This window comes from Kitasatospora sp. NPDC052868, from assembly GCF_044547105.1.
GTDB lineage: Bacteria > Actinomycetota > Actinomycetes > Streptomycetales > Streptomycetaceae > Kitasatospora.
Window position 1 is genome coordinate 238,974 of sequence record NZ_JBITZW010000001.1, and the last position, 21,690, is coordinate 260,663.

22 protein-coding genes are annotated in these 21,690 nt (G+C 72.5%); 12 read left to right on the forward strand and 10 right to left on the reverse strand.

All coding sequences use genetic code 11. The features are described from left to right. Window position 1: 1 nt before the first annotated feature. Both kynU and ACIGZJ_RS01070 read right to left on the reverse strand, forming a co-directional pair. A complete protein-coding gene (kynU, locus tag ACIGZJ_RS01065; protein WP_396455324.1) occupies window positions 2-1,231 on the reverse strand; it encodes a kynureninase in 1,230 nt (409 codons plus the stop codon). Window positions 1,232-1,245: 14 nt separating this feature from the next. After that, entirely contained in the window at window positions 1,246-2,076 is an 831-nt protein-coding gene (locus tag ACIGZJ_RS01070) for a tryptophan 2,3-dioxygenase (protein WP_396455325.1), read from the reverse strand. Window positions 2,077-2,393: 317 nt separating this feature from the next. Between ACIGZJ_RS01070 and ACIGZJ_RS01075 the strand changes: the two genes are divergently transcribed. Both ACIGZJ_RS01075 and ACIGZJ_RS01080 read left to right on the forward strand, forming a co-directional pair. After that, window positions 2,394-2,828, forward strand: a complete 435-nt coding sequence (locus tag ACIGZJ_RS01075) for an Lrp/AsnC family transcriptional regulator (RefSeq protein WP_392927382.1) — start codon at window positions 2,394-2,396, stop codon at window positions 2,826-2,828. Between the two features lie 40 nt (window positions 2,829-2,868). Then, window positions 2,869-3,402, forward strand: coding sequence for an NADPH-dependent FMN reductase (locus tag ACIGZJ_RS01080; protein WP_396455326.1), 534 nt, complete (start codon window positions 2,869-2,871; stop codon window positions 3,400-3,402). Window positions 3,403-3,500: 98 nt separating this feature from the next. Here the strand turns inward: ACIGZJ_RS01080 and ACIGZJ_RS01085 are convergent, their stop codons facing one another. Next, window positions 3,501-4,133, reverse strand: a complete 633-nt coding sequence (locus tag ACIGZJ_RS01085; RefSeq protein WP_396455327.1) for a MarC family protein — start codon at window positions 4,131-4,133, stop codon at window positions 3,501-3,503. Between the two features lie 22 nt (window positions 4,134-4,155). After that, a complete protein-coding gene (locus ACIGZJ_RS01090; RefSeq protein WP_396455328.1) occupies window positions 4,156-4,488 on the reverse strand; it encodes a barstar family protein in 333 nt (110 codons plus the stop codon). Between the two features lie 149 nt (window positions 4,489-4,637). Here ACIGZJ_RS01090 and ACIGZJ_RS01095 point away from each other — a divergent pair, with 149 nt between their 5' ends. The 3 genes from ACIGZJ_RS01095 to ACIGZJ_RS01105 all read left to right on the forward strand — a co-directional run bounded on the left by ACIGZJ_RS01095 (window position 4,638) and on the right by ACIGZJ_RS01105 (window position 8,269). Continuing rightward, window positions 4,638-5,198 (forward strand): DoxX family protein, encoded by a 561-nt coding sequence (locus ACIGZJ_RS01095; RefSeq protein WP_396455329.1) that lies wholly within the window; start codon window positions 4,638-4,640, stop codon window positions 5,196-5,198. Window positions 5,199-5,471: 273 nt separating this feature from the next. Further along, entirely contained in the window at window positions 5,472-6,140 is a 669-nt protein-coding gene (locus ACIGZJ_RS01100; protein WP_396455330.1) for a hypothetical protein, read from the forward strand. Window positions 6,141-6,448: 308 nt separating this feature from the next. Then, complete coding sequence (locus tag ACIGZJ_RS01105) at window positions 6,449-8,269, forward strand: glycosyl hydrolase family 18 protein (protein WP_396455331.1); 1,821 nt, start codon at window positions 6,449-6,451, stop codon at window positions 8,267-8,269. Between the two features lie 177 nt (window positions 8,270-8,446). Here the strand turns inward: ACIGZJ_RS01105 and ACIGZJ_RS01110 are convergent, their stop codons facing one another. Continuing rightward, entirely contained in the window at window positions 8,447-9,007 is a 561-nt protein-coding gene (locus ACIGZJ_RS01110) for a MarR family winged helix-turn-helix transcriptional regulator (RefSeq protein ID WP_396455332.1), read from the reverse strand. A gap of 157 nt (window positions 9,008-9,164) precedes the next feature. Here ACIGZJ_RS01110 and ACIGZJ_RS01115 point away from each other — a divergent pair, with 157 nt between their 5' ends. The 4 genes from ACIGZJ_RS01115 (at window position 9,165) to ACIGZJ_RS01130 (ending at window position 13,811) form a co-directional block, all read left to right on the forward strand. Further along, window positions 9,165-10,454: an MFS transporter gene (locus ACIGZJ_RS01115; RefSeq protein ID WP_396455333.1), complete on the forward strand. Its 1,290-nt coding sequence runs from the start codon at window positions 9,165-9,167 to the stop codon at window positions 10,452-10,454. 145 nt (window positions 10,455-10,599) lie between these two features. Next, window positions 10,600-12,225: a dolichyl-phosphate-mannose--protein mannosyltransferase gene (locus ACIGZJ_RS01120; protein WP_396455334.1), complete on the forward strand. Its 1,626-nt coding sequence runs from the start codon at window positions 10,600-10,602 to the stop codon at window positions 12,223-12,225. An 11-nt stretch (window positions 12,226-12,236) separates the two neighbouring features. Continuing rightward, window positions 12,237-13,016: an ABC transporter permease gene (locus tag ACIGZJ_RS01125; RefSeq protein ID WP_396455335.1), complete on the forward strand. Its 780-nt coding sequence runs from the start codon at window positions 12,237-12,239 to the stop codon at window positions 13,014-13,016. A 210-nt stretch (window positions 13,017-13,226) separates the two neighbouring features. Next, a complete protein-coding gene (locus tag ACIGZJ_RS01130) occupies window positions 13,227-13,811 on the forward strand; it encodes a TMEM165/GDT1 family protein (RefSeq protein WP_396455336.1) in 585 nt (194 codons plus the stop codon). A 44-nt stretch (window positions 13,812-13,855) separates the two neighbouring features. On the opposite strand, the gene ACIGZJ_RS01135 is transcribed toward ACIGZJ_RS01130, so the two are convergent. Further along, window positions 13,856-15,085, reverse strand: a complete 1,230-nt coding sequence (locus ACIGZJ_RS01135; RefSeq protein WP_396455337.1) for a hypothetical protein — start codon at window positions 15,083-15,085, stop codon at window positions 13,856-13,858. A gap of 289 nt (window positions 15,086-15,374) precedes the next feature. Here ACIGZJ_RS01135 and ACIGZJ_RS01140 point away from each other — a divergent pair, with 289 nt between their 5' ends. Next, a complete protein-coding gene (locus ACIGZJ_RS01140; RefSeq protein WP_396455338.1) occupies window positions 15,375-17,462 on the forward strand; it encodes a DHA2 family efflux MFS transporter permease subunit in 2,088 nt (695 codons plus the stop codon). Window positions 17,463-17,515: 53 nt separating this feature from the next. Here ACIGZJ_RS01140 and ACIGZJ_RS01145 read toward each other — a convergent pair whose 3' ends face one another. Continuing rightward, on the reverse strand, window positions 17,516-18,004 hold the full coding sequence (locus ACIGZJ_RS01145) for a MarR family winged helix-turn-helix transcriptional regulator (RefSeq protein ID WP_396455339.1): 489 nt from the start codon (window positions 18,002-18,004) through the stop codon (window positions 17,516-17,518). A 45-nt stretch (window positions 18,005-18,049) separates the two neighbouring features. Between ACIGZJ_RS01145 and ACIGZJ_RS01150 the strand changes: the two genes are divergently transcribed. Beyond that, complete coding sequence (locus ACIGZJ_RS01150; protein ID WP_396455340.1) at window positions 18,050-18,433, forward strand: cupin domain-containing protein; 384 nt, start codon at window positions 18,050-18,052, stop codon at window positions 18,431-18,433. Between the two features lie 104 nt (window positions 18,434-18,537). Here the strand turns inward: ACIGZJ_RS01150 and ACIGZJ_RS01155 are convergent, their stop codons facing one another. Then, the gene (locus tag ACIGZJ_RS01155) at window positions 18,538-19,041 is read right to left on the reverse strand and encodes a hypothetical protein (RefSeq protein WP_396455341.1); all 504 of its coding nucleotides are present in this window, start codon (window positions 19,039-19,041) and stop codon (window positions 18,538-18,540) included. A gap of 130 nt (window positions 19,042-19,171) precedes the next feature. Then, complete coding sequence (locus ACIGZJ_RS01160) at window positions 19,172-20,197, reverse strand: hypothetical protein (protein WP_396455342.1); 1,026 nt, start codon at window positions 20,195-20,197, stop codon at window positions 19,172-19,174. A gap of 363 nt (window positions 20,198-20,560) precedes the next feature. Here ACIGZJ_RS01160 and ACIGZJ_RS01165 point away from each other — a divergent pair, with 363 nt between their 5' ends. Beyond that, the gene (locus ACIGZJ_RS01165; protein WP_387940115.1) at window positions 20,561-20,887 is read left to right on the forward strand and encodes an antibiotic biosynthesis monooxygenase family protein; all 327 of its coding nucleotides are present in this window, start codon (window positions 20,561-20,563) and stop codon (window positions 20,885-20,887) included. Window positions 20,888-20,960: 73 nt separating this feature from the next. Here ACIGZJ_RS01165 and ACIGZJ_RS01170 read toward each other — a convergent pair whose 3' ends face one another. After that, window positions 20,961-21,674 (reverse strand): creatininase family protein, encoded by a 714-nt coding sequence (locus ACIGZJ_RS01170; RefSeq protein WP_396455343.1) that lies wholly within the window; start codon window positions 21,672-21,674, stop codon window positions 20,961-20,963. Window positions 21,675-21,690: the final 16 nt, after the last annotated feature.

Genomic DNA, 21,690 nt, shown 5'->3' on the forward strand with positions numbered 1-21,690 from the left:
CCTAGGTCACCTCGCCCCGCCGGCCGAACCGCTCCGCCCGCCACTCGCCGGACTCCAGCACCTCGGCCAGCTGCCGCGCCGCGTCCCACACGTCCACGTACGACAGGTAGAGCGGGGTGAAGCCGAACCGCATCAGGTCCGGCGCGCGGAAGTCGCCGATCACCCCGCGCTCGATCAGCGCCTGCACCACGGGGTAGCCGTCCGCGTGCCGCAGGGCGACCTGGCTGCCGCGCCGGGCGTGCTCGCGGGGGGTCGCCACCTCGATCCCGTCCAGCCCCTCCGTCAGCGCGATGAACAGGTCCGTCAGGGCCAGGCTCTTGGTCCGCACCGCGGCGAGGTCGGCCCGCTCCCAGACGTCCAGGCTCGCCTCCAGCGCGGCCTGGCCGAGCAGCGAGGGCGAGCTGGTCAGGAACCGCCCGATGCCCTCCTTGGCGTCGTACCCGGGCTCGAAGGCGAACGGGCGGGCGTGCCCGAACCAGCCGCTCAGCGGCTGCTGCGGGCCGGCCTCCAGGTGGCGTCGGGCCACGTACAGGAAGGCGGGCGAGCCGGGGCCGCCGTTCAGGTACTTGTAGGTGCAGCCGACCGCGAAGTCCGCGCCGCTCGCACCCAGGGCGACCGGCAGCGCGCCGACCGCGTGGCAGACGTCCCAGACCATCAGCGCGCCCGCGGCCTGGACCCGGGCGGTGATCCCGGGCATGTCCAGCAGCTCGCCGGTGCGGTAGTCCACGTGCGAGAGGACGACCACGGCGACGTCCTCGTCCAGGTGCTCCGCCAGCTCGGCCGCCGAGGGCAGCAGCACGCTGCGGGCGCCCTCGACCAGGCCGGTCACGCCCTCGGCGATGTACAGGTCGGTGGGGAACGCCGCGCCGTCGCCGAGCACGGTGCGCCGCCCGGGGCGCAGCCGCAGCGCGGCGGCCAGCACCTTGAACAGGTTCACCGAGGTGGTGTCGCAGACCACCACCTCGTCCGGCTCCGCGCCGACCAGCGGCGCGATCCGCCGGCCGAGCCGGTACGGCTGCTCGAACCAGCCGGCCTCGTTCCAGCTGCGGATCAGCTCCCGGCCCCACTCGGCCTCGACCACCTGCCGCACCCGCTCGGGGGTGCGGGCCGGCAGTGCGCCGAGCGAGTTGCCGTCCAGGTAGATGACACCCTCGGGCAGGGTGAACTCCTTGCGGAACGCCGCCAGCGGGTCGGCGGCGTCCAGCGCCGCGCAGTCCTCGCGCGTGATCATGCCCAGTCTCCCACTCACAGTTCGTTCCGGACGGTCCACAGCTCGGGAAACACGTCCTGCTCGGCGGACTTGCGCAGCCAGCTGAGGCCGCTGGACCCGCCCGAGCCGGGCTTGGCGCCCATCGAGCGCTTCACCGCGGCCAGGTGGCGCTGGCGCCAGCGGGTCACCCGCTCGGCGACGTCCAGCAGCGCCTCGGCGAGCGGCTGCAGGGCCGCGTACTCCGGGTCGGTGTAGACCTGCCGCCAGGCCGCCTCCACCGCCGCGTCGGCCCGGTAGCGCTGCTCCGACGGCTCGTGCGGCACCGCCAGGCCGCGCCGGGCGAGCAGCGCCAGCGCGTCGTCGTACAGGCCGGGGGAGCGCAGCACCTCGGTCAGCTCGGCCTGCGTCTGCGGCACCTCGTCGTACATCCGCAGCAGGGCCGGGTTCTTGTTGCCGAGCAGGAACTCCAGGTGCAGGAAGGCCGAGGACTGGAAGCCCGAGGCCTCGCCGAACACCGACCGGAAGGAGTTGAACTCCTGCGGGGTCATGGTCGCCAGCAGGTCCCAGGACTGTGCCAGCACGTCCTGGACGTGGGTGCCGCGCCGCAGTGCCGCCAGCGCGGCCGGAACGTCATCCTCGCGCAGCGCCTGCTGGGCGAGCGTCCACTCGTGCCGCAGCAGGTCGAACAGCAGCTCCATCACCTGGGTGGTGACGATGAACGACAGCTCGGCGGGCTCCTTGCTGCGCGGTTGCTGCAGGCTGTGCAGCTCGTCCAGCCGCGCGTAGCGGGCGTACGGAGTGCCCCGACCCGGCTCACCGCCCCGACCGAACGACAGGTTGGGTGTCTCCACCGTGTCGTGCCCCATCCCGATCCCTCCTGATGATCCGGCCGCTGCCGGGACCCCATTGTGCGGCGGCCCCGGCCCGCTCTTGAATGGCCTTCGGGTACGGTCGCCGGACCCGGGCATTCCATTCGAAAGGTCTTTCAGTCGATCGGCCTTATGAATGAAAAACAGCTGATTCAAGCCACCCGGAGCCCGGCCGATCCGACCCCGATCCGCTCTGCTCGGCGCCCTGAGCCGAGACCTGATCCGCGACCTGGACCATGCGCCGATCCGACCCTGAACCGACCCGATCCGCCCCTGACCCGACCCGACCCGAACCGAATCCACCGGGAGCCGCCATGGACGCCGTCGACCGCCGCCTGCTCGCCGAGCTGCAGGCCGATGCCCGCCTCTCCTACAACGAACTCTCCCGCCGGGTGAGCCTCTCCGCACCCGCCGTCGCCGAACGGGTGCGCCGCCTGGAGGCCGACGGGGTGATCAGCGGCTACCACGCCCATGTGGACCCGGCCCGGGCCGGGCTGCCGATCACCGCGCTGGTCCAGCTGCAGTGCTACGGCCCGCGCTGCGTGCTGCGCGATCCCGAGGTGGCCCACTGGCCGGAGGTGCTCCAACTGCACCGGGTCACCGGCGGGGCGTGCTGCGTACTGCTGGTCGCGGTGCCCGCGATGGCCGCCTTCGAGGCCCTGATCGACCGGCTCGGCGGCTACGGCCAGCCCGCCAGCTCGATGATCCTCTCCAGTCCGGTGCCCTGGCGGCCGGTGGTCGCGCCCTGAGCCGCCGGTGTCCGCCGCCGGTCCGGTAGGGTGCGCGGCTATGCCGACAGACCGTCACATCCTGCTGATCCCCGGCAGCCTCCGGGCCGGTTCCGCCAACGAGACGGTGCTGCGCACCGCCGCCGCGGTCGCCCCCGAGGGCGTCACCACCGCGTACTACGCCGGGCTGGCCGAACTGCCGCACTTCAACCCCGACCACGACGCCGACCCGCTGCCGGAGGCGGTGACCGCGCTGAGGGGCGCCATCGAGGCCGCCGACGGCCTGCTGATCTGCACCCCGGAGTACGCGGGCACGCTGCCGGGCTCCTTCAAGAACCTGCTGGACTGGACGGTCGGCGGCACCGAGATCTCGGACAAGCCCGCCGCCTGGATCAACGCCGCCGGGCCGGGCCGCGGCCAGGGGGCCGAGGCCACCCTGCGCACCGTGCTGGGCTACACCGGCGCCGCCGTACTGGACGAGGCCTGCGCACGGATCCCGCTCGACCGCGGGGCCGTCGACGCCGAGGGCCTGGCCGCCGATCCGCTGGTCCGCGCGCAGATCGCCGAGGTCCTCACCAGGCTCGCCGCCGGCTGAGCCACGGCCCCGGTGGCCGGCTGAAACGGCCCCGGTGCCCGGCTGGGGCCGCAGCCCCGGTGCCCGGCAGAGCCGCAGTCCGCGTGCCCGGCGGTGCCTCAGTGCCCGTCGGGCAGGTGCAGGCCCAGGCCCGCCAGACCGTTCAGGAAGAGCTCCACGCCGACCGCCGCCAGCAGCAGGCCGAGCAGCCGGGAGAGCACCTCCAGCGAGGTGCGGTGGGTGCGCTGCATCAGCGGGGCGAGCAGCGCCACGCAGACGTAGTTGATCACCACCACGGCGACGTACGCCCCGGTGATGGTGGCGCGCCAGCCCCATTCGTCCTTGCTCAGCGAGCCGACCAGCACCGCCGTGACCGCCAGCGGGCTGGCGATGTAGGGCAGCAGCAGCTCGCGGATGCCGTCCACCATCGGGTTCGGCAGGTGCTCGTCCTCCTCGTCGCCGACGCCGAGGTGGATGCCCAGGACCAGCGCCACGGCGTAGATGAAGAAGATCGCGCCGCCGGCCAGCTGCAGCGACTGGTCGCTGATGTGGAACAGCGTGGTGACGAAGTCCGCGCTGAAGGCCAGCACCAGGCCGACCAGGGCCGAGATGAGCGAGCTCCAGGCGGCCAGCCGCCGCAGCTCCCCGGTGGTGCGGGTGGCAGCAAGCCGGGCGAAGGACAGCAGCGTCTTGGGCGGGCCCACGACGGCGAAGAAGGCGATGAAGGCGCTGCTCAGGTTGAAGACGAACATGGCCCAAGCATGACCGGGATGATCATCGCAGTTCGACCGCCACGCCTCCGGCGCGGAGTGTGTCGAGGATCGCGTCGAAGTAGTCCAGCCGCCGCTCGCCGATGAAGACCTGGCCGGTGAGGTGGCGGCGGGCGGTGTCGGCGTCCGCCCAGACCAGGGTGAACGGGGGCCTCGGACCGAAGCCGCCGCGCAGGCAGTCGGCCAGCGCGTCGAGGTTGCCGCCGAAGTAGCCGCCGGGGCCGTTCAGGGCGGCGCCGAGGGCGGTGTAGAAGGCCGCCCGGTCGGTGATCCCGCGGCCCTCCAGCCGGTAGGCGGCGGGCGCGGGGTGGGCGGGCTGCTGCTGCGGTCGGGTCATCGGCGCGCTCCACTCCTCGATGCTTCGATGTTCGCTCGAATGGCGGTCCCGAGTCGAGCCGGACGGTGCTTTCGGCTGGGATGGGGGGTGGATCACATCCGCGTCATCGGCCGCCTTTCGGCCGTCCTCCGCTGGAACGAGGATTCGACATGTGTCTGAACCGTAAGGATCTCGGCCTGCTCGCGCTGCGCGGTGCCGTCGGCGGGGTACTGATCGCGCACGGCACCCAGAAGCTGTTCGGCTGGTTCGGCGGCGGTGGTCTGGAGGGCACCGCGCAGGCGATGGAGGCCATGGGGTTCCACCCCGGGCGGCAGAACGCGCTCGCGGCGGGCCTCGGCGAGGCCGGCGGCGGCGCCCTGCTGGTGGCCGGGCTGGCGACCCCGGCGGCCGGCGCGGTGGTCGCCGGCACGATGGCCGGCGCGGTGGCGGTGCACGCCCCGGCGGGCTTCTTCGTGACGGGCGGCGGCTACGAGTACCCGGCCTTCCTCGGGGCGACCGGGCTCGCCCTGGGCCTGACCGGCCCGGGGCGCTACTCGCTCGACCACCTGACCGGCCACGCCTTCAACCAGCCGTGGGTCGGAATGCTGGCCTTCGCGGCGAGCGCGGCCTCGGCCTACGGGGTGGTGGCGCGGCGCCGGCACGAGGTGCGGCTGCGCGAGGAGCGGGCGGCCGTGGAGGCGGAGGGGCAGGAGGGTTCGGGGCTGTCCTGAGCCCGGGCGGCCCGGGGTGATCGCGCCCCGGACCGCAGGTTGTCCGGAAGCCGCCCCCGCCCCGGGGCGTGCGCAGTGGGAGGTCGGCCGGTCCGACCTCCCACTGCGCGTATCCGACGACTGCGCACATCCGGTCACTGCGCGCGGCGGCCCGGTCCCGCCGACGCCGCGTCACCCGGATGCACCAGCCCTGCTGGCGGGCCCGGTCGGTGCCTCGCAGGGTGGCCGTGAGGTGTGCCGGGCAGCCCGGCGCCGGGCAGAAACGAGGACGTCATGGACCGCCAGCCGCCCCGCCGGACGACAACCAGCCGGACGACGATCCACCCGACGACACCCCACCCGACGACACCCCACCGGACGACGACCTGCCGGCCGACCGCACAGGACCCGGCCGCACCCGCGGTCCGCCGCCCGCGCCGCGCCGTGGCGGGCGTGCTGGTGGCGGCGGCCGTCGGAGCGGCGGCGCTGGCCGGCTGCTCCTCCGACAGCACGGCGAGCAAGGCCGTCTCCTCGGCGGCCGCCGCCGTGCAGTCGGGTGTGGAGGGCGCGGCCTCCGCCGCCGCCTCGGCGGTGAACTCGGCGGTGGCCTCGGCCGCGGGCGGGCTCTCCTCGGCGGCGGCCTCGGCGGAGGCGGCCGCGTCCTCGGCGATCGCGGGGGTGAAGGGCGGGCTGGACGCCAAGGGCGATGTCGCCGTGGGTGCGGTGACGACGGCCTCGGACGGCAAGGTGGAGGTGCCCCTCACCGTCACCAACCACGGGCAGCAGTCCGACCGGTACGTCATCCAGGTCAACTTCACCGACGAGTCCGGCAACATCCTGGACGTGACCGCGGTGACCGTCCCGGACGTGGCCGCCGGGCAGAGCGCCCAGGCCACCGCACGCAGCAACCGGGACCTCTCCGGCACGGTCAAGGCGGTCGTGGCCAACGCCGTCCGGTACTGACGTTCGGCTCGTCCGCAGGTCAGCGGGGGTGCAGTGGAGGCAGGGGAACCTTAAGCGCGGCTCAAGGCTCAACATCACCCCTTGACGGGGGAGTTGGTCTAGTCCATTTTAATCCACAGGTGCAGGGAGCCCCTGAACCGGCGTCGGCGGCTTGCTCCGCCGGCGCCGGTTCGGCCCATCCCGGTGTCCGTCAGGCATGTACCCCGCTCGATTCCCCTCCCTGTTCTGTCATGCCCTGGTCGTACGGCCCCACCCCGTGCGAACCCGCCAGGGCTGCGGAATCCCCCACAACCAGGAGTCACGCACCCATGCTGCGTTCACGCATTGAGAGGGCCGGGGCCCCGGCCCAGGAGCCCGGGCGCCGTCGGCGTCCGAAGAGCCTGGCCGCGCTCGCGGCCGGCACCACCGCCTCCCTGCTGCTCGGCGCGGGCCTCGCGCTGACCGGTGGCGGCGCGGCCAACGCCGCGGTCACCAACAGCACCGGCGCGCCCGCCACCAGCGGCGGCATCAAGGTCGCCTACTTCGACCAGTGGTCGATCTACGCGAACGCGTACTACCCCAAGACGATCCAGGACACCGGCGTCGCCGGGAAGCTGGACTACCTGATCTACTCGTTCGCCAACATCAACCCGACCGACCTCGGCTGTTTCGAGGCGAACAAGGCCGCGAACCAGGACGACAACAACCCGAACGCCGGTGACGGCGCGGGCGACTCCTTCGCGGACTTCCAGAAGAGCTTCGGTCCGGACATCTCGGTGGACGGCGTCGGCGACGTCTGGGGCCAGCCGATCGCGGGCAACTTCAACCAGCTGAAGAAGCTGAAGGCGAAGAACCCGAACCTCAAGGTCCTGATCTCGCTGGGCGGCTGGACCTACTCCAAGTACTTCTCGGCGGCGGCGGCCACGGACGCCTCCCGCAAGAAGCTGGTCTCGTCCTGCATCGACATGTTCATCAAGGGCAACCTGCCGACCGAGGCCGGCTACGGCGGCCCGGGCTCGGCGGCCGGCATCTTCGACGGCATCGACATCGACTGGGAGTACCCGGGCGGCGGCGGCCACACCGGCAACATCTCCAGCCCGAACGACAAGCAGAACTTCACCCTGCTGCTGAAGGAGCTGCGCGAGCAGCTCGACGCCCAGGGCAAGGCCGACGGCAAGACCTACGCCACCGCGGCGGCGGTCGGCGCCGGCCAGGACAAGATCCGGAACGTCGAGACCGACAAGATCGGTCAGTACCTGACGTTCCTGGACATCATGACCTATGACATGCACGGTGCCTGGGACGCCAAGGGCCCGACGAACCACCAGGCCCCGATCTACTCCGGCCCGGACGACCCGATGACCCCGGCCGCGCCGGGTCACGGCAAGTACTCGGTCGACGCCGCGATCAAGGCGTACACCGCCGGCGACGCCGACTACGGCATCCCGGGCGGCTTCCCCGCCAAGAAGATCAACGTGGGTGTCCCGTTCTACTACCGCGGCTGGACCGGCGTCCAGAACAACGGTAAGAACGGCCTCTTCCAGCCCGCCACCGGCGCTGCCGCCGGCGCGGCGATGTCCGGCAACGTCCCCGGCATCCAGATGAACAAGGAGCTCGCGGGCTTCGTCGACAACCCGGCCAAGACCTTCTGGGACGACACGGCGAAGACCACGTACTTCTACGACGGCACCACCTTCTGGAGCGGCGAGGACGCCCGTTCGATCCAGGCCAAGGTCGACTACGCCCACTGCAACGGGCTCGGCGGCTCCTTCGCCTTCTCGCTGTACGACCTGGGCACCAAGACCGCGCTGTTCGACAAGATGGTCGAGGCCACCAACGGCTCCGCCGCCGCCTGCCCGGCCGCGCCGACGACGCCGCCGACCACCCCGCCGACCACGCCTCCGACCACTCCGCCCACGACGCCGCCGACCACCCCGCCGACGACGCCTCCCACCACCCCGCCCACCACTGCGCCGACCACCCCGGCCGGCTGCGCGGGCGCCCCGAGCTGGGACTCGGCCGCCACCTACGGCAGCCCGACCAAGGTCTCCTGGAAGGGCCACTACTACACCAACAAGTGGTGGACGAAGGGCGAGGACCCCACCACCACCGGCCAGTGGGGCGTCTGGACCGACAACGGTCCCTGCTGACACCGCATGGTCTGAGCGACTGAGGGCCTGACGGACCCTCGCACCGAGTCCGGCCCGCCGGGGGCTTCCCCCGGCGGGCCGGACTTCTCGCTGTGTCGTCCCGTATCGGCTGTGCCTGCCGTGCCGCCCGTGTCCGCCGGGCTCGCCGTGCCTGCCGGGCCGTTGCCGGGGGAGGGGTCAGGCCAGGTCGTCGGTGCGGCCGAGGGCGTCCGGCTGGGTCTCCTCGATCCGGCGCAGCATCCGGGCGAGCATGCCCGACAGCACGGAGCGCTCCTCGGCGGCGAGGTCCTGGAGCAGCTCCTCCTCGAAGACGGCCGCCATCCGCATCGACTCCAGCCACTTGTCGCGGCCGTTCTCGGTCAGCTCGATGATCACGCGCACCCGGTTGGTCTCGTCCCGTTCCCGGGTGACGAGGTCCTCGGCGACCATCCGGTCGATCCGGTGCGTCATCGCCGCCGGGGTGAGTCCGAGCCGCTTGGCCAGCTCGCCGGGCCCGAGCTGGTAGGGGCTGCCCGCCACGACGAGCGCCTTGAGCACCTCCCACTCGGCGGAGGTGATTCCGAGCACAGTCAGCTGCCTGCTGTACGCCACGCCCATCCGCCGGGCGACCCGGGAGAGGGTCTGCACGATGGTCTCCACCTGGGGGTCCACCGTGGGGAATTCCCGCTGGTAGACGGCCACCTGCTCGGCGATGCCCAGCTCGCGGAGGTCGGCCGGGCCGGGCTTGTCTGCAGTCATGCGGACCAGTGTCGCACGGAAGGTGCACCCCTTAAGGCTTTGACGCCACACTCTTCTAGTGCTAAGACTTTATCTAGTCAGACTTTAGGTCTTAAATCTTCTGGCCTTAAGAGTATCCAGCGAAACTACTGAAGGGGTGTGCACGGTGACCGGCACGGTGAAGCAGCAGAGGCAGCGGCGTCATGGGGCGGGCGGCCCGCTGCGCCGCGTCCAGATCGGCAATGCGCTCAGCGCGTTCGGCAGCGGATTCACGATGCCGTACATGTTCGTGTACGTGGACCAGGTGCGGGGCCTCGGCTCGCTGGCCGCCGGGATGGTGTTCACCGTCTTCGCGCTGGCCGCGCTCGCCGTGCTGCCGTTCACCGGCCGCGGCATCGACCGCTACGGCCCGCGCCCGGTGCTGCTGGTGGGCGCCGCGCTCGCCGCCGTCGGCGCGTTCGCCTTCGGCCACGCCACCGGGACCCCGGCCCTGCTGGTCTCCTCCTTCCTGTTCGGCGCGGGCGTCACCACCTGCCAGCCGGCGCTCGCCACGATGATCGTCCGCTGCTCCACGGCCGCGACCCGCTCGCACGCCTTCGCGCTGCAGTTCACCCTGATCAACCTGGGGATGGGCATCGGCGCACTGGTCGGCGGGCAGATCGTCGACGTCGCCGACCCGGCCAGCCTGACCAGGCTGTTCACCATCGAGGCCGCGACCTTCCTGGGCCTGGCCCTGGTCACCGGCAGCGCCCGGATCCCGAACGCGGCGCCCGTCCTGGTGCACGGGCAGAGCGGGCCCACCGGCCTGCGCGCCCTGGTCGCCGACAAGGCGATGCTGCGGCTCTGCGTCCTCGCCGGGCTGATCTTCTTCACCTGCTACGGCCAGTTCGAGTCCGGTGTCGCGGCCTTCGCCACCGACACCGTCGGCACCGCGCCCTCCACCCTGGGCCTGGCGATCGGCGCCAACGCGCTGACCATCGTGGTGCTGCAGATGTTCATGGTGCGGATCACCGCCCGCCGCCGGCGCACCACCGCGATGGCCGCCGCCGGTGTGGTCTGGCTGGGTGCCTGGGCGATGGCCCTGGTCGCCGGCCTGATCCGGACCGAGACCATGGCCGCCACGGTCGCGATCGTCTCGATCTACGCCCTGTTCGGCGTCGGCGAGTCGCTGCTCGCGCCCACCATGGGCCCGATCGTCGCCGACCTCGCCCCGACCCGGCTGCTGGGCACCTACAACGCCGGGTACGCCCTGGTGAAGCAGATCGCGATCGCGGTCGGCCCCGCCGTCGGCGTGCTGCTGGTCGGCTCCGGCACCTGGCCGCTCTACCTGGCGGCGATGGCCGGCTCCACCCTGCTGATCGTCGCCATGGCGGTTCGGCTGCGCCCGTACCTCACTGCGGAGCAGGACAACGCCCCGGTGGCCGCCGTCCGCACCATCCCCGTCCGGGAGCTGCAGACCGCCGCGTGAACACCAGTGTGACGGGTCACCTGGTCGGCGCCCGTCGCGCTTGGATTCACGACCGCCGCCACATAGTGTCAGTGGCTGTTGACCGCCCGGCGCCGGCCGGCACCGGCGGGCACCGGCACAGGCGAGACGGCGAATCGGCGAGGCAATGACGCAAGCGGCGCTCATCCACCCACCGGCACCACCAGCCCCCGCAGGCCCCGCACCGGGCCGGCGGGGGCTGCTGCGCCGGGCCGCGGACCGGGCCGACTGGCTCGGGCCGATCGCGGTGGCGCTCTTCGCCGGTCTGCTCCGCTTCTGGGACCTCGGCTACCCCAACGCCTTCGTCTTCGACGAGACGTACTACCCCAAGGACGCCTGGTCGCTGCTCCGGCAGGGCTACGAGGGCACCTGGCCGGACAGCGCCAACGCCGACATCCTCTCCGTCCCGCAGAGCATCCCGCTCACCTCGGCCCCCGAGTTCATCGCCCACCCGCCGCTCGGCAAGTGGGTGATCGCCCTCGGCGAGCAGCTGTTCGGCCTGCACCCCTTCGGCTGGCGGTTCATGACCGCCCTGCTCGGCACCCTCACCGTGCTGATGCTGGCCAGGATCGGCCGCCGGCTCTTCGGCTCCACCCTGATCGGCTGCACCGCCGCCCTGCTGATGTCCGTCGACGGCCTCCAGCTGGTGATGAGCCGGGTCGGCTTGCTCGACGGCGTCCAGATGTTCCTCGTCCTCGCCGCCTTCGGCAGCCTGCTGATCGACCGCGACCACACCCGCGCCCGGCTGGCCGTCGCCCGGGAGGGCGGTGCACCCGACGGGGACCGGATCCGGCTCGGCCTGCGCCCCTGGCGGATCGCCGCCGGGGTCGCGCTCGGCGCCGCCTGCGCCGTCAAGTGGAACGGCATCATGGTGCTCGCCGCCTTCGGGCTGCTCACCGTGCTCTGGGACCAGTCCGGCCGGCGCTGGGCCGGCGCCCGCCGCCCCTGGCGTTCGATGCTGCGCCGGGACGCCCTGCCGGCGCTGCTCGCGATGGTCGGCTCGGCCCTCGTGGTGTACGTCGGCTCCTGGGCCGGCTGGCTCGCCGCCGGCGGCACCAGCGGCGGCGGGTACGACCGGCACTGGGCCGACGACCGGGCCGGCCTCTCCCCGGACAAGGTGCTCGGCATCCCGCTGCCGCAGGTGTCGATGAGCTGGGTGCCCGCGCCGCTGCGCAGCCTCTGGCACTACCACGGGCAGATGTACGACTTCAATACCGGGCTGAGCACCCCGCACACCTACCAGTCCAACCCGTTCAGCTGGCTGGTCCAGTCCCGCCCGGTCTCCATGTACTGGGAGCAGGTGCCGAACGGCCAGCGGGGCTGTACGGCCTCCGGCGGCTGTGCGGCGCAGATCCTCGGCCTCGGCACCCCGCTGCTCTGGTGGACGGCCTGCTTCGCCCTGGTGTACCTGCTGTGGCGCTGGTTCTTCCGCCGGGACTGGCGCTCGGGCGCGGTGCTCTGCGCCGTCGCCGGGATCTACCTGCCGTGGTTCCAGTACCAGGAGCGGACCGTCTTCTCCTTCTACATGGTGGTGCTGGTCCCCTTCCTCTGCCTGGCCGTCGCCCAGATGCTCGGCGCCATGCTCGGGCCGGAGGGCTGCTCGCCCGAGCGGCGCCGGATCGGTGCGGCCGGGGCCGGGCTGATCGTGCTTGCCGTCATGGCCTGCTTCGCCTTCTTCCACCCGCTCTACACGGCGGAGGTGATCCCCATGACGTCCTGGCAGGACCGGATGTGGCTCACCACCTGGGTCTGAGGGCCCGGGGCATGACGGCCTCGGCCGCCGCCCAGACCCAGCTGCTGCCCGTCACCCCGCTCCTCGGGGTGGTCACCGCGCTGCTGCTGGGCGCCGCCGTGGCGGTCGCCGGGTGGGGGCTGCTCGGCCAGGGGCACGCGGTACTGCGGGCCGGGCTGCGCGCGGTGGTGCAGCTGGCCGCCGTCGCGCTGGTGATCGCCTGGGTGGTCCGCTCGCTCTGGTGGTCGGCGCTGTTCGTCCTGCTGATGTTCGCCGTCGCGGTGCGCACCGCCGGGCGCCGGATGACCCCGGGCCCCGGCTGGGCCTGGGCGGCCGCACCGATCGGCGCCGCCGTGCTGCCGGTGCTCGGGCTGCTGCTGGCCGTCGGGCTGCTGCCGCCCAAGGGCCTCTCCTTCATCCCGGTCGCCGGCATCCTGATCGGCGGCGGGCTCACCGCCACCTCGCTGGCCGGTCGCCGGGCCCTGGACGAGCTGCACCAGCGCCACGGAGAGGTGGAGGCCGCCCTGGCGCTCGGCCTGGAGGAGCGCGACGCCCGGTTGGAGATCTGCCGCACCGCGGCCGCGACCTCGCTCGTCCCCGCCCTCGACCAGACCCGGACGGTGGGCCTGGTCACACTGCCCGGCGCCTTCGTCGGGATGCTGCTCGGCGGCGCCTCCCCGGTACAGGCGGGCGCGGTGCAGCTGTTCGTGCTGATCGGCCTGCTGGCGGTGCAGTCGGTGGCGATCGTGGTGGTGCTGGAGCTGGTCGGCCGGGGACTCGTGGCCCGACCGGCCCAGGCCGGCATCGGGTAGGCTGGTGCGCGTTGAAGGGGAGTAGCCCTCCACCGGACCGTCGACATACTGGCCCTCGCGGGCCCGGCGCCCGGGGCATCCTGCGGTTCGGGGGTGCCGGCGAGACCTTCGGCCGCAGTGCTGTGACTTCCAACCAGTGCTGTCGGGCCGGAGCGACCCCTGACGGAGCTGCCGAGGCCGGACAGCCCGACCGAGGGAATCCGACCCCCGATGAGTCTGACCGTAGCCGCCATCACCTTCGGCATCGTCTTCCTGGCCGAACTGCCGGACAAGACCGCCCTGGCCAGCCTGATGCTCGGCGCCCGCTACCGCGCGAGTTACGTCTTCGCCGGCATCGCCGCCGCCTTCGCCCTCCAGGTGGGCATCGCCCTGGTCGCCGGACACCTGCTCTCGCTGCTGCCGCACCGCTGGGTCGAGGGCGTCACCGGCGTGCTGTTCCTGGCCGGCGCCGCGATGCTGCTCTTCCACGGTGGCGGTGACGACGACGGCCACGCCGCCAAGGAGCCGTCCGCGAACAGCTTCTGGAAGGTGGCCGGGGCCAGCTTCGTGGTCGTCGCGATCGCCGAGTTCGGCGACCTCACCCAGATCATGACCGCCAACCTGGCCGCCAAGTACGCCGATCCGCTGGCCGTGGGCCTGGGCGCCTGGTTGGCGCTCTGCGCCGTCGCCGGGATCGCCATCCTGGGCGGGCAGAAGCTGCTGAAGCACGTGCCGATGAAGATGATCATCCGGTTCGCGGCGGGCGTGATGGTGCTGATGGCCGGGTTCAGCATCTTCCAGGCGGTCACCGGCTGACGGGGGATCGGGGGTTGGCCGACCGACCGTCGGCCGGCCGGGCGTCAGCAGGTGCCGGGGTCGCTCTCCAGGGCGGCCCTGGTCTTGGGCCCGTAGTAGGGGCCGTTCGGCCCGGTCTCGCCCTTGATCTTGTAGCTGCGCTGGTAGTCGCCGAGCACGGTCTGGGTCCACCAGTCGAAGGTGCTGGTGGCTATCGACTTGTCGACGAAGCCGCAGGAGGTCGCGGACAGCCGCAGCTGCATGTCCTTGACGTCGGCGCCCGTCATCCCGCGCTCCAGCACCCGCACCACGGGCGGCGGGGTGGGGGTCGGCGTCGGTGTCGCGGTCGGGGCCGGGGTGGTCGCGGTCGGCGCCGGGGTGCTGGGCGCTGCCGGGCCCGGTGCGGGCGGCTGGGTGCCCGGGGCCGGCTCCGGGGCCGGGGGAGCGGCCGGGGCCGTGGTGGCCGCCGGGGGAGGGGTCGCGGTTCTGCTCGGACTCGGCTTGGTCGTCCTGGTCGGCGAGGGGCTGGGCGCCTCGCTGGTGGCGGACGGCTGGGCGCTCGGGGTCGGGTCCGCCGGCGTGGGCGGGTCGACCGGCGCGGGCGCCAGGGTGGTCGAGGGGGCGGGCCGCGCCGAGTGGTCCGGCTCCCCGGAGGGCGCCACCGCGTAGGCCAGGCCGACCGTGACCACCAGCAGTCCGGCGCCGGCCGCCACGAGCAGGCCCCTGCGCCGGGCGAGCGGGCTCTGCTCCGCCTGTTCCGCCGCCCGCCGGGCGGCCCGGCCACCGGTGGGAGCGGCCACCTCGGCCGGGCCCGCCGCGAAGGCGAAGACCCCGAGCTCGTCCTCGGCGGGGGGCTGCGGGTCGTGCGGCTGGTCGTGCGGCCGGCTGTACGGCTGGTCGTACCCGCCGGGCGGTTGGCGGTCGTACCCGCCGGACGGCTGCCGGGGTATCAGGCCCGGGGTCTGCTGCGGGGACTGCTGCGGGGGTGCCATCGGGGGCAGCACGGTCGTCGCGTAGGCGTCCGCGTCCGGCCCCAGCGGAGGCGTGACGGGGGGTCGGGCCGCGGGCCGCTGGGCGGCCGCCGGCATCACCGTGGTGGCGAACGGGTCCACGGGCACGCTCGACCCGGGGGCGTCCGTCGCGACCTGGTCGACGGCCTGCGGTACGTACGGGCGGACCAGGGGCGGTCCCTCGATGTGCGGCAGGACGGCGGTCTCGGTCAGGCTCGGGTCCGGGAGGCACCTGCAGCCGGCGGAACGTGCGGTGCCGCACGTCGGGCAGTGCTGGTCCGGCATCGGCCGGTCCTCCTCGGTCCTCGGGTGGCGAACGCGCCTGATTATGCAGGACGTCAGGAAGGAGGGGACAGGGGCATCCGACCTGCTGTGGGGGTGTTGTGCCGGTTGGTGGTGGTTGGGAGCCGATGAACGGTCGGTGTGCGTGGGAGGGATACCGGGTGGCGGCCGTTCTTACGTTCGGCGCAATCGAATGCCCCATATCCGGGCATTTCTGACAGCATGGTGAGCTGGGAGTGATCATCCGAACGGACCCCCGGTCGTCCGGGGCCCGCGACCCTACGGAGACGCCATGACGGATCCGGACCCGATCGCCGAGTCCGAGCGGGGCGCGGAGGGCGAGCCCGGCCCGCCGGAGGTCACCGTCCCCAACCTCTGGGTGCCGATCGGCGCCCTGCTGCTGGCGATGCTGCTCGCCGCGCTCGACCAGACCATCGTCTCCACCGCGCTGCCCACCATCGTCAGCGACCTCGGAGGGCTGGAGCACCTCTCCTGGGTGGTCACCGCCTACATGCTGGCCTCCACGGCGGCCACCCCGCTCTGGGGGAAGCTCGGCGATATGTACGGCCGGAAACGCTTCTTCCAGGCCTCCATCGTGATCTTCCTGCTGGGCTCGGTGCTCTGCGGCATCGCCCAGAACATGGGCGAGCTGATCGCCTTCCGTGCTCTCCAGGGCCTGGGCGGCGGAGGCCTGATGGTGCTTTCGCAGGCCATCGTCGGCGACCTGGTCTCACCCCGCGACCGCGGAAAGTACCAGGGCCTGTTCGGCGCCGTCTTCGGCGTCACCAGCGTGCTCGGCCCGCTGCTCGGCGGGCTCTTCGTGGACAACCTCAGCTGGCGCTGGGTCTTCTACATCAACCTGCCGGTCGGTGTGGTCGCCCTGGTGGTGATCGCCGCCGTGCTGCACGGGACGGAGGTCAAACGCCGGCACCGGATCGACTACCTGGGCACCGTGCTGATCGCCTCGGTGGCCACCTGCCTGGTGCTGATGACCTCGCTCGGCGGCACCACCTGGGCCTGGACCTCCTGGCAGATCGTCGGACTGGGCGTGCTGGGCCTGGTCCTGCTGGTCGCCTTCGTCCAGGTCGAGCGGACCGCCGCCGAACCGGTGCTCCCGCTGCGGCTGTTCCGCTCCCGGACCTTCAGCCTGGTGGCCGTCATCTCCTTCGTGGTCGGCTTCGCGATGTTCGGCGCACTCACCTACCTGCCGACCTTCCTCCAGGTGGTCATGCAGGTCTCGCCCACCATGTCCGGCATCCACATGCTGCCGATGGTGCTCGGCATGCTGCTCACCTCGATCGGCTCCGGCCAGATCGTCGCGCGCACCGGCCACTACCGGGTCTTCCCGATCGCCGGGACGGCCGTCACCACCGTCGGCCTGCTGCTGCTCTCCCGGCTGGACGAGCACAGCAGCACCTTCGAGATGAGCTGCTACTTCCTGGTGTTCGGCCTGGGGCTGGGGCTGGTGATGCAGGTCCTGGTGCTGATCGTGCAGAACTCGGTGGGCTACCAGGACCTCGGGGTGGCCACCGCCGGCGCCACCTTCTTCCGGTCCATCGGGGCGTCCTTCGGCGTCTCCATCTTCGGCACCGTCTTCGCGAGCGGGCTCAACTCCCGGCTGTCCGAAGCCCTCGCGGGGGTGCCGCTGCCGCCCGGCTTCGACCCGGGCTCCGTCACCTCCGACCCGCGCGTCATCTCCACGCTGCCGCCCGCGGTGCAGGACGGGATCTACCACGCCTACGCCGAGTCGATCACCCGGGTCTTCCTGTACGCGGTGCCGGTCGCGCTGGTCGCCTTCGTGCTCTCGCTGTTCCTGCGCGAGCAGAAGCTCCGCTCCACCGTCACCGCGCCCGACCTCAGCGAGTCGATCGGCCTCAACCCCGTCGAGCGCTCCTCGCTGGACGAGATCGCCCGCTCGCTGTCCGTCCTGAGCTCCCGGGAGGCCCGGCGGGACCTCTACCGGCGGATCACCGCGGCCGCCGGGCTCGACCTCAAACCGGCCTCCAGCTGGCTGCTGTTGCTGATGTACCACCACGGCTCGGTCGAGCCCGCCGAGGTGGCCGAGCGCCGGACCGTCCCGGTCGCCGTCATCGACGAGGCGGTGCAGGAGGTGGAGGACCGGGGCCTCGCCTCCCGGACGGGCGGGCTGCCGCTGCGGCTGACCGAGTCGGGCGAGGCCGCGGCCGTCCGGCTGGTCGCCGCGCGCCGGGCCCAGCTGGCCGAGCTGCTGGGCGACTGGGACGAGAAGCAGTTCGCCGACCTCGCCGACCTGCTCACCCGGCTCTCCTCCTCCCTCGGCGCCGACCTGCGGGACGGCCCGGACCGGCCGGACCGCGGCGGTCCCGAGTACGCGCAGGGTGGAGAGGGTCGGCCGGTCTAGGGTCTGTCCGGCAAGATCCGCCTAGGGCTTGTTGCGTCCGACGGGTGGGTCGGTCAGGGGCTGCCGAACCAGCGCGGGGTGTCGAGGCGGAACAGGTCGCCGGGGGCGAGGGTGCGCAGGTCGGCCTCCAGGGCGCGCAGGTTCTGCTCGCCCAGGAGTGCGGACCACTCGGCGCGCAGTTCGTCGAAGATCCGGGCCGAGCGGTGGAGGCAGTCGGTGCCGCGTGCGGTGAGGCGGACCACCTTGCGGCGGGCGTCGTCCGGGTCGCTGCCGCGCTCGACGTAGCCGAGGGCTTCGAGCTGTTCGACGGTCTTTCCGGCGGCCTGCTTGGAGACGCCGAGGCGGCGGCCGAGCTCCACGGCGGTGGTGCCGTGCGGGCCGATGGCCTGGAACACGAAGCCGTGCATCGGGCGCAGATCGGGGTGGCCCTCGTGGGCGATGCGCTCGTGCAGCTCGTCGATGATCGTCCGGAAGGCGAGCAGCAGGCGCAGCGGCAGTTCGAAGCCCGGTGCGGGTTCACTTGACACGATAGACAACCTCATTGACCATATAGACAACTTCATTGTCCATCTTAGGGGGTTCCGCTCATGCCCGTAGTCCGCCGCACCGAAGCCCGTCGTACCGAGACGCCCAACGCCGTCATGACCACCTTCGCCTCGCCCACCCAGGGCGATTCGGGGCTGGCGATGTGGCGCGTGGACATGAACTCCGGCGCCCAGGGCCCGCTGCACGTCTTCGACGCCGAGCAGGTCTGGACCCTGCTGTCCGGCAGCGTGACCGTCGAACTGGGCGACGAGGTCCTCGGCGTGGAGGCCGGCGACACCGTCATCCTCCCCGCCGGGGTGCCCCGTCGGCTCACCGGTGGATCGGACGCCGGCTTCGCCGCGGTCGTGGCCGCACCGGGCGGGGCGCGGGTGTCCCGCATCGGCGGACCGGAGGAGGAGGCCTTCGTCCCCGGGTGGATCGCCTGACCGGAACACCGCACCCCGCACCGCGGCGAGCGCGATGCGGGGTGCGGGGTGCGGGGCGCCGGGGTGCGGCGTGCCGGGGTGGTCCCGAGTGTCCGGCGGGAGCGTCAGTCGAGGCGGACCTGGCCGCCGCGGTCCAACTGGTCGACGATGCCCCAGGATGCCTCGTTGTTGCGCAGCCGCGGAGTCAGGCTGCCGCCGCGCCCGGCGGGGACGTAGTTCGCGTCCCCGTAGAACCACGGCGACACCCAGACGCCGATGGTCGCGTTGGAGGCGTTCTCGACGGAGGCGGCGTTGTTGCGCACCTTCTGGCCGTAGCCGGCCGAGCCGTACTGGTCCTGCTTCCAGAAGGTCTCGTCGATCTCGCCGTCCTGGACGGTGTACTCCATCGTCATCGCGCCCTCGGCGCTCGGCGAGTAGTAGATGCAGAAGGTCACGTAGGCGCCGTTGCTGTCCTTGCAGCGGACCGGGGAGCTCCAGGTGCTCCACCCGTTGATCCAGGTGACACTGTCGGCGCTGGCCTGGCCCGCGCCGGTGAGCATGGAGGTGCCGGCGATGGCGAGGGCCGCCGCGCCGGTGGCCAGGCGGCGGCCGGTCGACTTCAGCTTCATGGGGTGGTTGTGCTCCTTCACTCGATGGACGGTTGTAGGGGTGGATGGTTCTCACACCGCCGGGGCCGACCTGCCGCCCCGACGGCCGGTTCGGTGAGGTTCACCGACGTTCGGTGAGGTTCGGTGAGGTTCAGGGGGCGGCGGGCGCGGGGGAGGACCAGTCGTGGTCGAGCAGCCGCCCGAGCGATCCCGCCTCGGCGTCGAGGGCGGCCTTGACGGCGGCCAGGTCCTTGGCGTGCGCGGCGATCGCCCTGTTCTGCAGGGTCGACTCGGCGGCGAACCAGATCCCGGTCAGGTTGGTTCGGCCCTTGCAGTCGACGTCGGCCACGGCCTGGGCGATCTCCGCGCCGCCCGGTGCCGGATCCCGCATCGTCGTGACGGTGGCCGGGGCGTTCAGCGGATCCGGGATGTCGAAGCCGCGGCCCTTCATGCAGTCCGTCCAGGCGGCGGTGGCCGCCACGACCTCCGGCGCGGACCTCGACTCGGTGAAACTCGCCGACTTGATGTCGGTCACCACGCCCTGCGGGCCGTTGCCGGGCCCCTGTGGGCCGCCGACGGCGCCCGGGAGGATGCGGTCGAGTTCCGCGAAGCAGCCGCCCGCGGGCAACGGCTTCCCCTGATATGCCGTCACCCTGGTCCCGTTGTCGGGGTCCATGCCGAGCAGGACAGTCCGGGTGGCGGCGGGCAGCGCGGCCAGCGCGACCGGCGCGACCGACTGGTCGGGCGCGCCTGCCGCGGGCGCCGCCTGCGGCAGGTGGTAGCCCCAACGGGCCGCGCCGTCCGCCTCGGTGACGCCGTAGCGGCGGTTCATCGGCGTGAAGGTGCGCACGCCCGGACTGTCCGGTCCGGGCTTCGCCCCCGCCGGGTAGTCCAGCCCGTACCGCTTCATGCAGGACCCGGTCGCGGCCTTGCGCACCCAGTCGAACTGCACGGACTGAAGCGGCGTCAACATGTACTGCTCGATCGGAAGATGAAGATCGGCGACGCGCGTGGCCGCCGGGGGCGGCGCCACCGGCGTGGTGGGCGGTGCGGCGATCGGGGGCGCGGCGGGCGCGGCCGTGGCGCAGCCGCTCACCAGCGCGAGGACGGCCGACAGCCCTGCCCCGAGGGCCGCGCCGCGCCGGCGGCCCGCCCTCTCGTTCCGGCGCAACGGCATGACGGATCGCTCCTTGGCTGTGGTGTGGTGTCGGGCCGCCCGTGTCGTGTGCGGTGTCGGCGGGAGGGCGGTCGCGGCACAGCTCGCAGGAGGCGGCGACTCGGCTCGGCGCCGGGCGGTGGGCCCAGCGTAGGGGAGCTGTCGGAGCGTGATCGCGGCTTGGACTCCACGGGGACGCGCCGCACTTCGTCTCACCGCCGTGACCTGCGCTTTGGGACGGCCAGCGCCGTTCGATTGGAGACGTCCCACGGCGTTCCGGGCCCGGCCCGGCACTGCGGGACGGGCGTCTCGCCGGTGCACCTCGTGGGGTGTCGGTTCCGCCGGATCTGCACCTGCCGTCGACCCGTGAGGCAGGATGGAGCCATGAGCGTAGTCAAGATCAACGTGCTGACCGTCCCCGCCGAACAGCGCGAGGTGCTGGAGAAGCGGTTCGCCGCGCGGGCCGGGTCGGTGGAGAACTCCGACGGCTTCGAGTGGTTCGAGCTGCTCCGCCCGGTCGAGGGGACCGACCAGTACCTCGTCTACACCCGCTGGCGTGACGAGGCGTCCTTCCAGGCCTGGATGGAGGGCCCGATGAAGGCGGCCCACCAGAACGGCGGCGAGGGCGAGGCCCCGAAGCGTCCCGCGGCCTCCGGCTCCACCCTCTGGTCCTTCGACGTCGTCCAGTCGGCCGGCCCCAAGAACGCCTGAGCCCGCTCGGTCACTGCTCCTTTCCTGCACTTCGGGCCCTTCCCCCTGCCGGGGAAGGGCCCGAAGTGCTTTCTCAGCCGCTCGTGATGAGGGAGAGGTGCGTGGCGGCAGCCTTGGACAGGCTGTCGAGGAGGGCCCTGCCCTTTGCCGCCGTGCCGAGGGAGGGCTGTCCGATGATGCCGTTCCTCGTGTAGCCGGCCATGCCGAGCGTGAGCAGGTGCGGGCGCGCCGGAGCGGAGTGGTCGTCCTGCTTGACGCCCTCACGGATGAGGTGCGGAGCACCATGGAGCAGGAGAGAGACCTCCAGTTCGCCGCCGTGCATGTCCTCGGCGCTGCTGCTCTCCAGCCCGGCTGCTTCACGGGCCTGGTGCCAGTCTTCACGGACAGGGAAGAGCGCGACGCGCGGACCGGCCGTGTTCGCCTCCTGCACGACGTTCGCGAGGACATAGTTCCCGCCGTGGCCGTTCACGATGAGCAGGCCGTGAATGCCGGACGCCTGAAGCGACTTCCAGATGTCGTTGACGACGGCGTAGAGCGTGGGGGCGCTGATGCTGACGGTGCCCGGCACGTGAGCGTGCTCGTGAGAACAGGACACCGTGATGGGCGGCAGGAGGAACAGGTCGTAGTCGGCGGCGATCCGCCGGGCGATCAGGCTGGCGACGACGGTGTCCGTGGTGAGCGGGAGGTGGTCGCCGTGCTGCTCGAAGCTGCCGACCGGCAGCACGGCGACCTTGGCACCGCGCCGGCGTTCGTCTGCGGAGGTGGCGGCCGTGATCAGTGCGTCCATGGCCCCACCCTCTCTC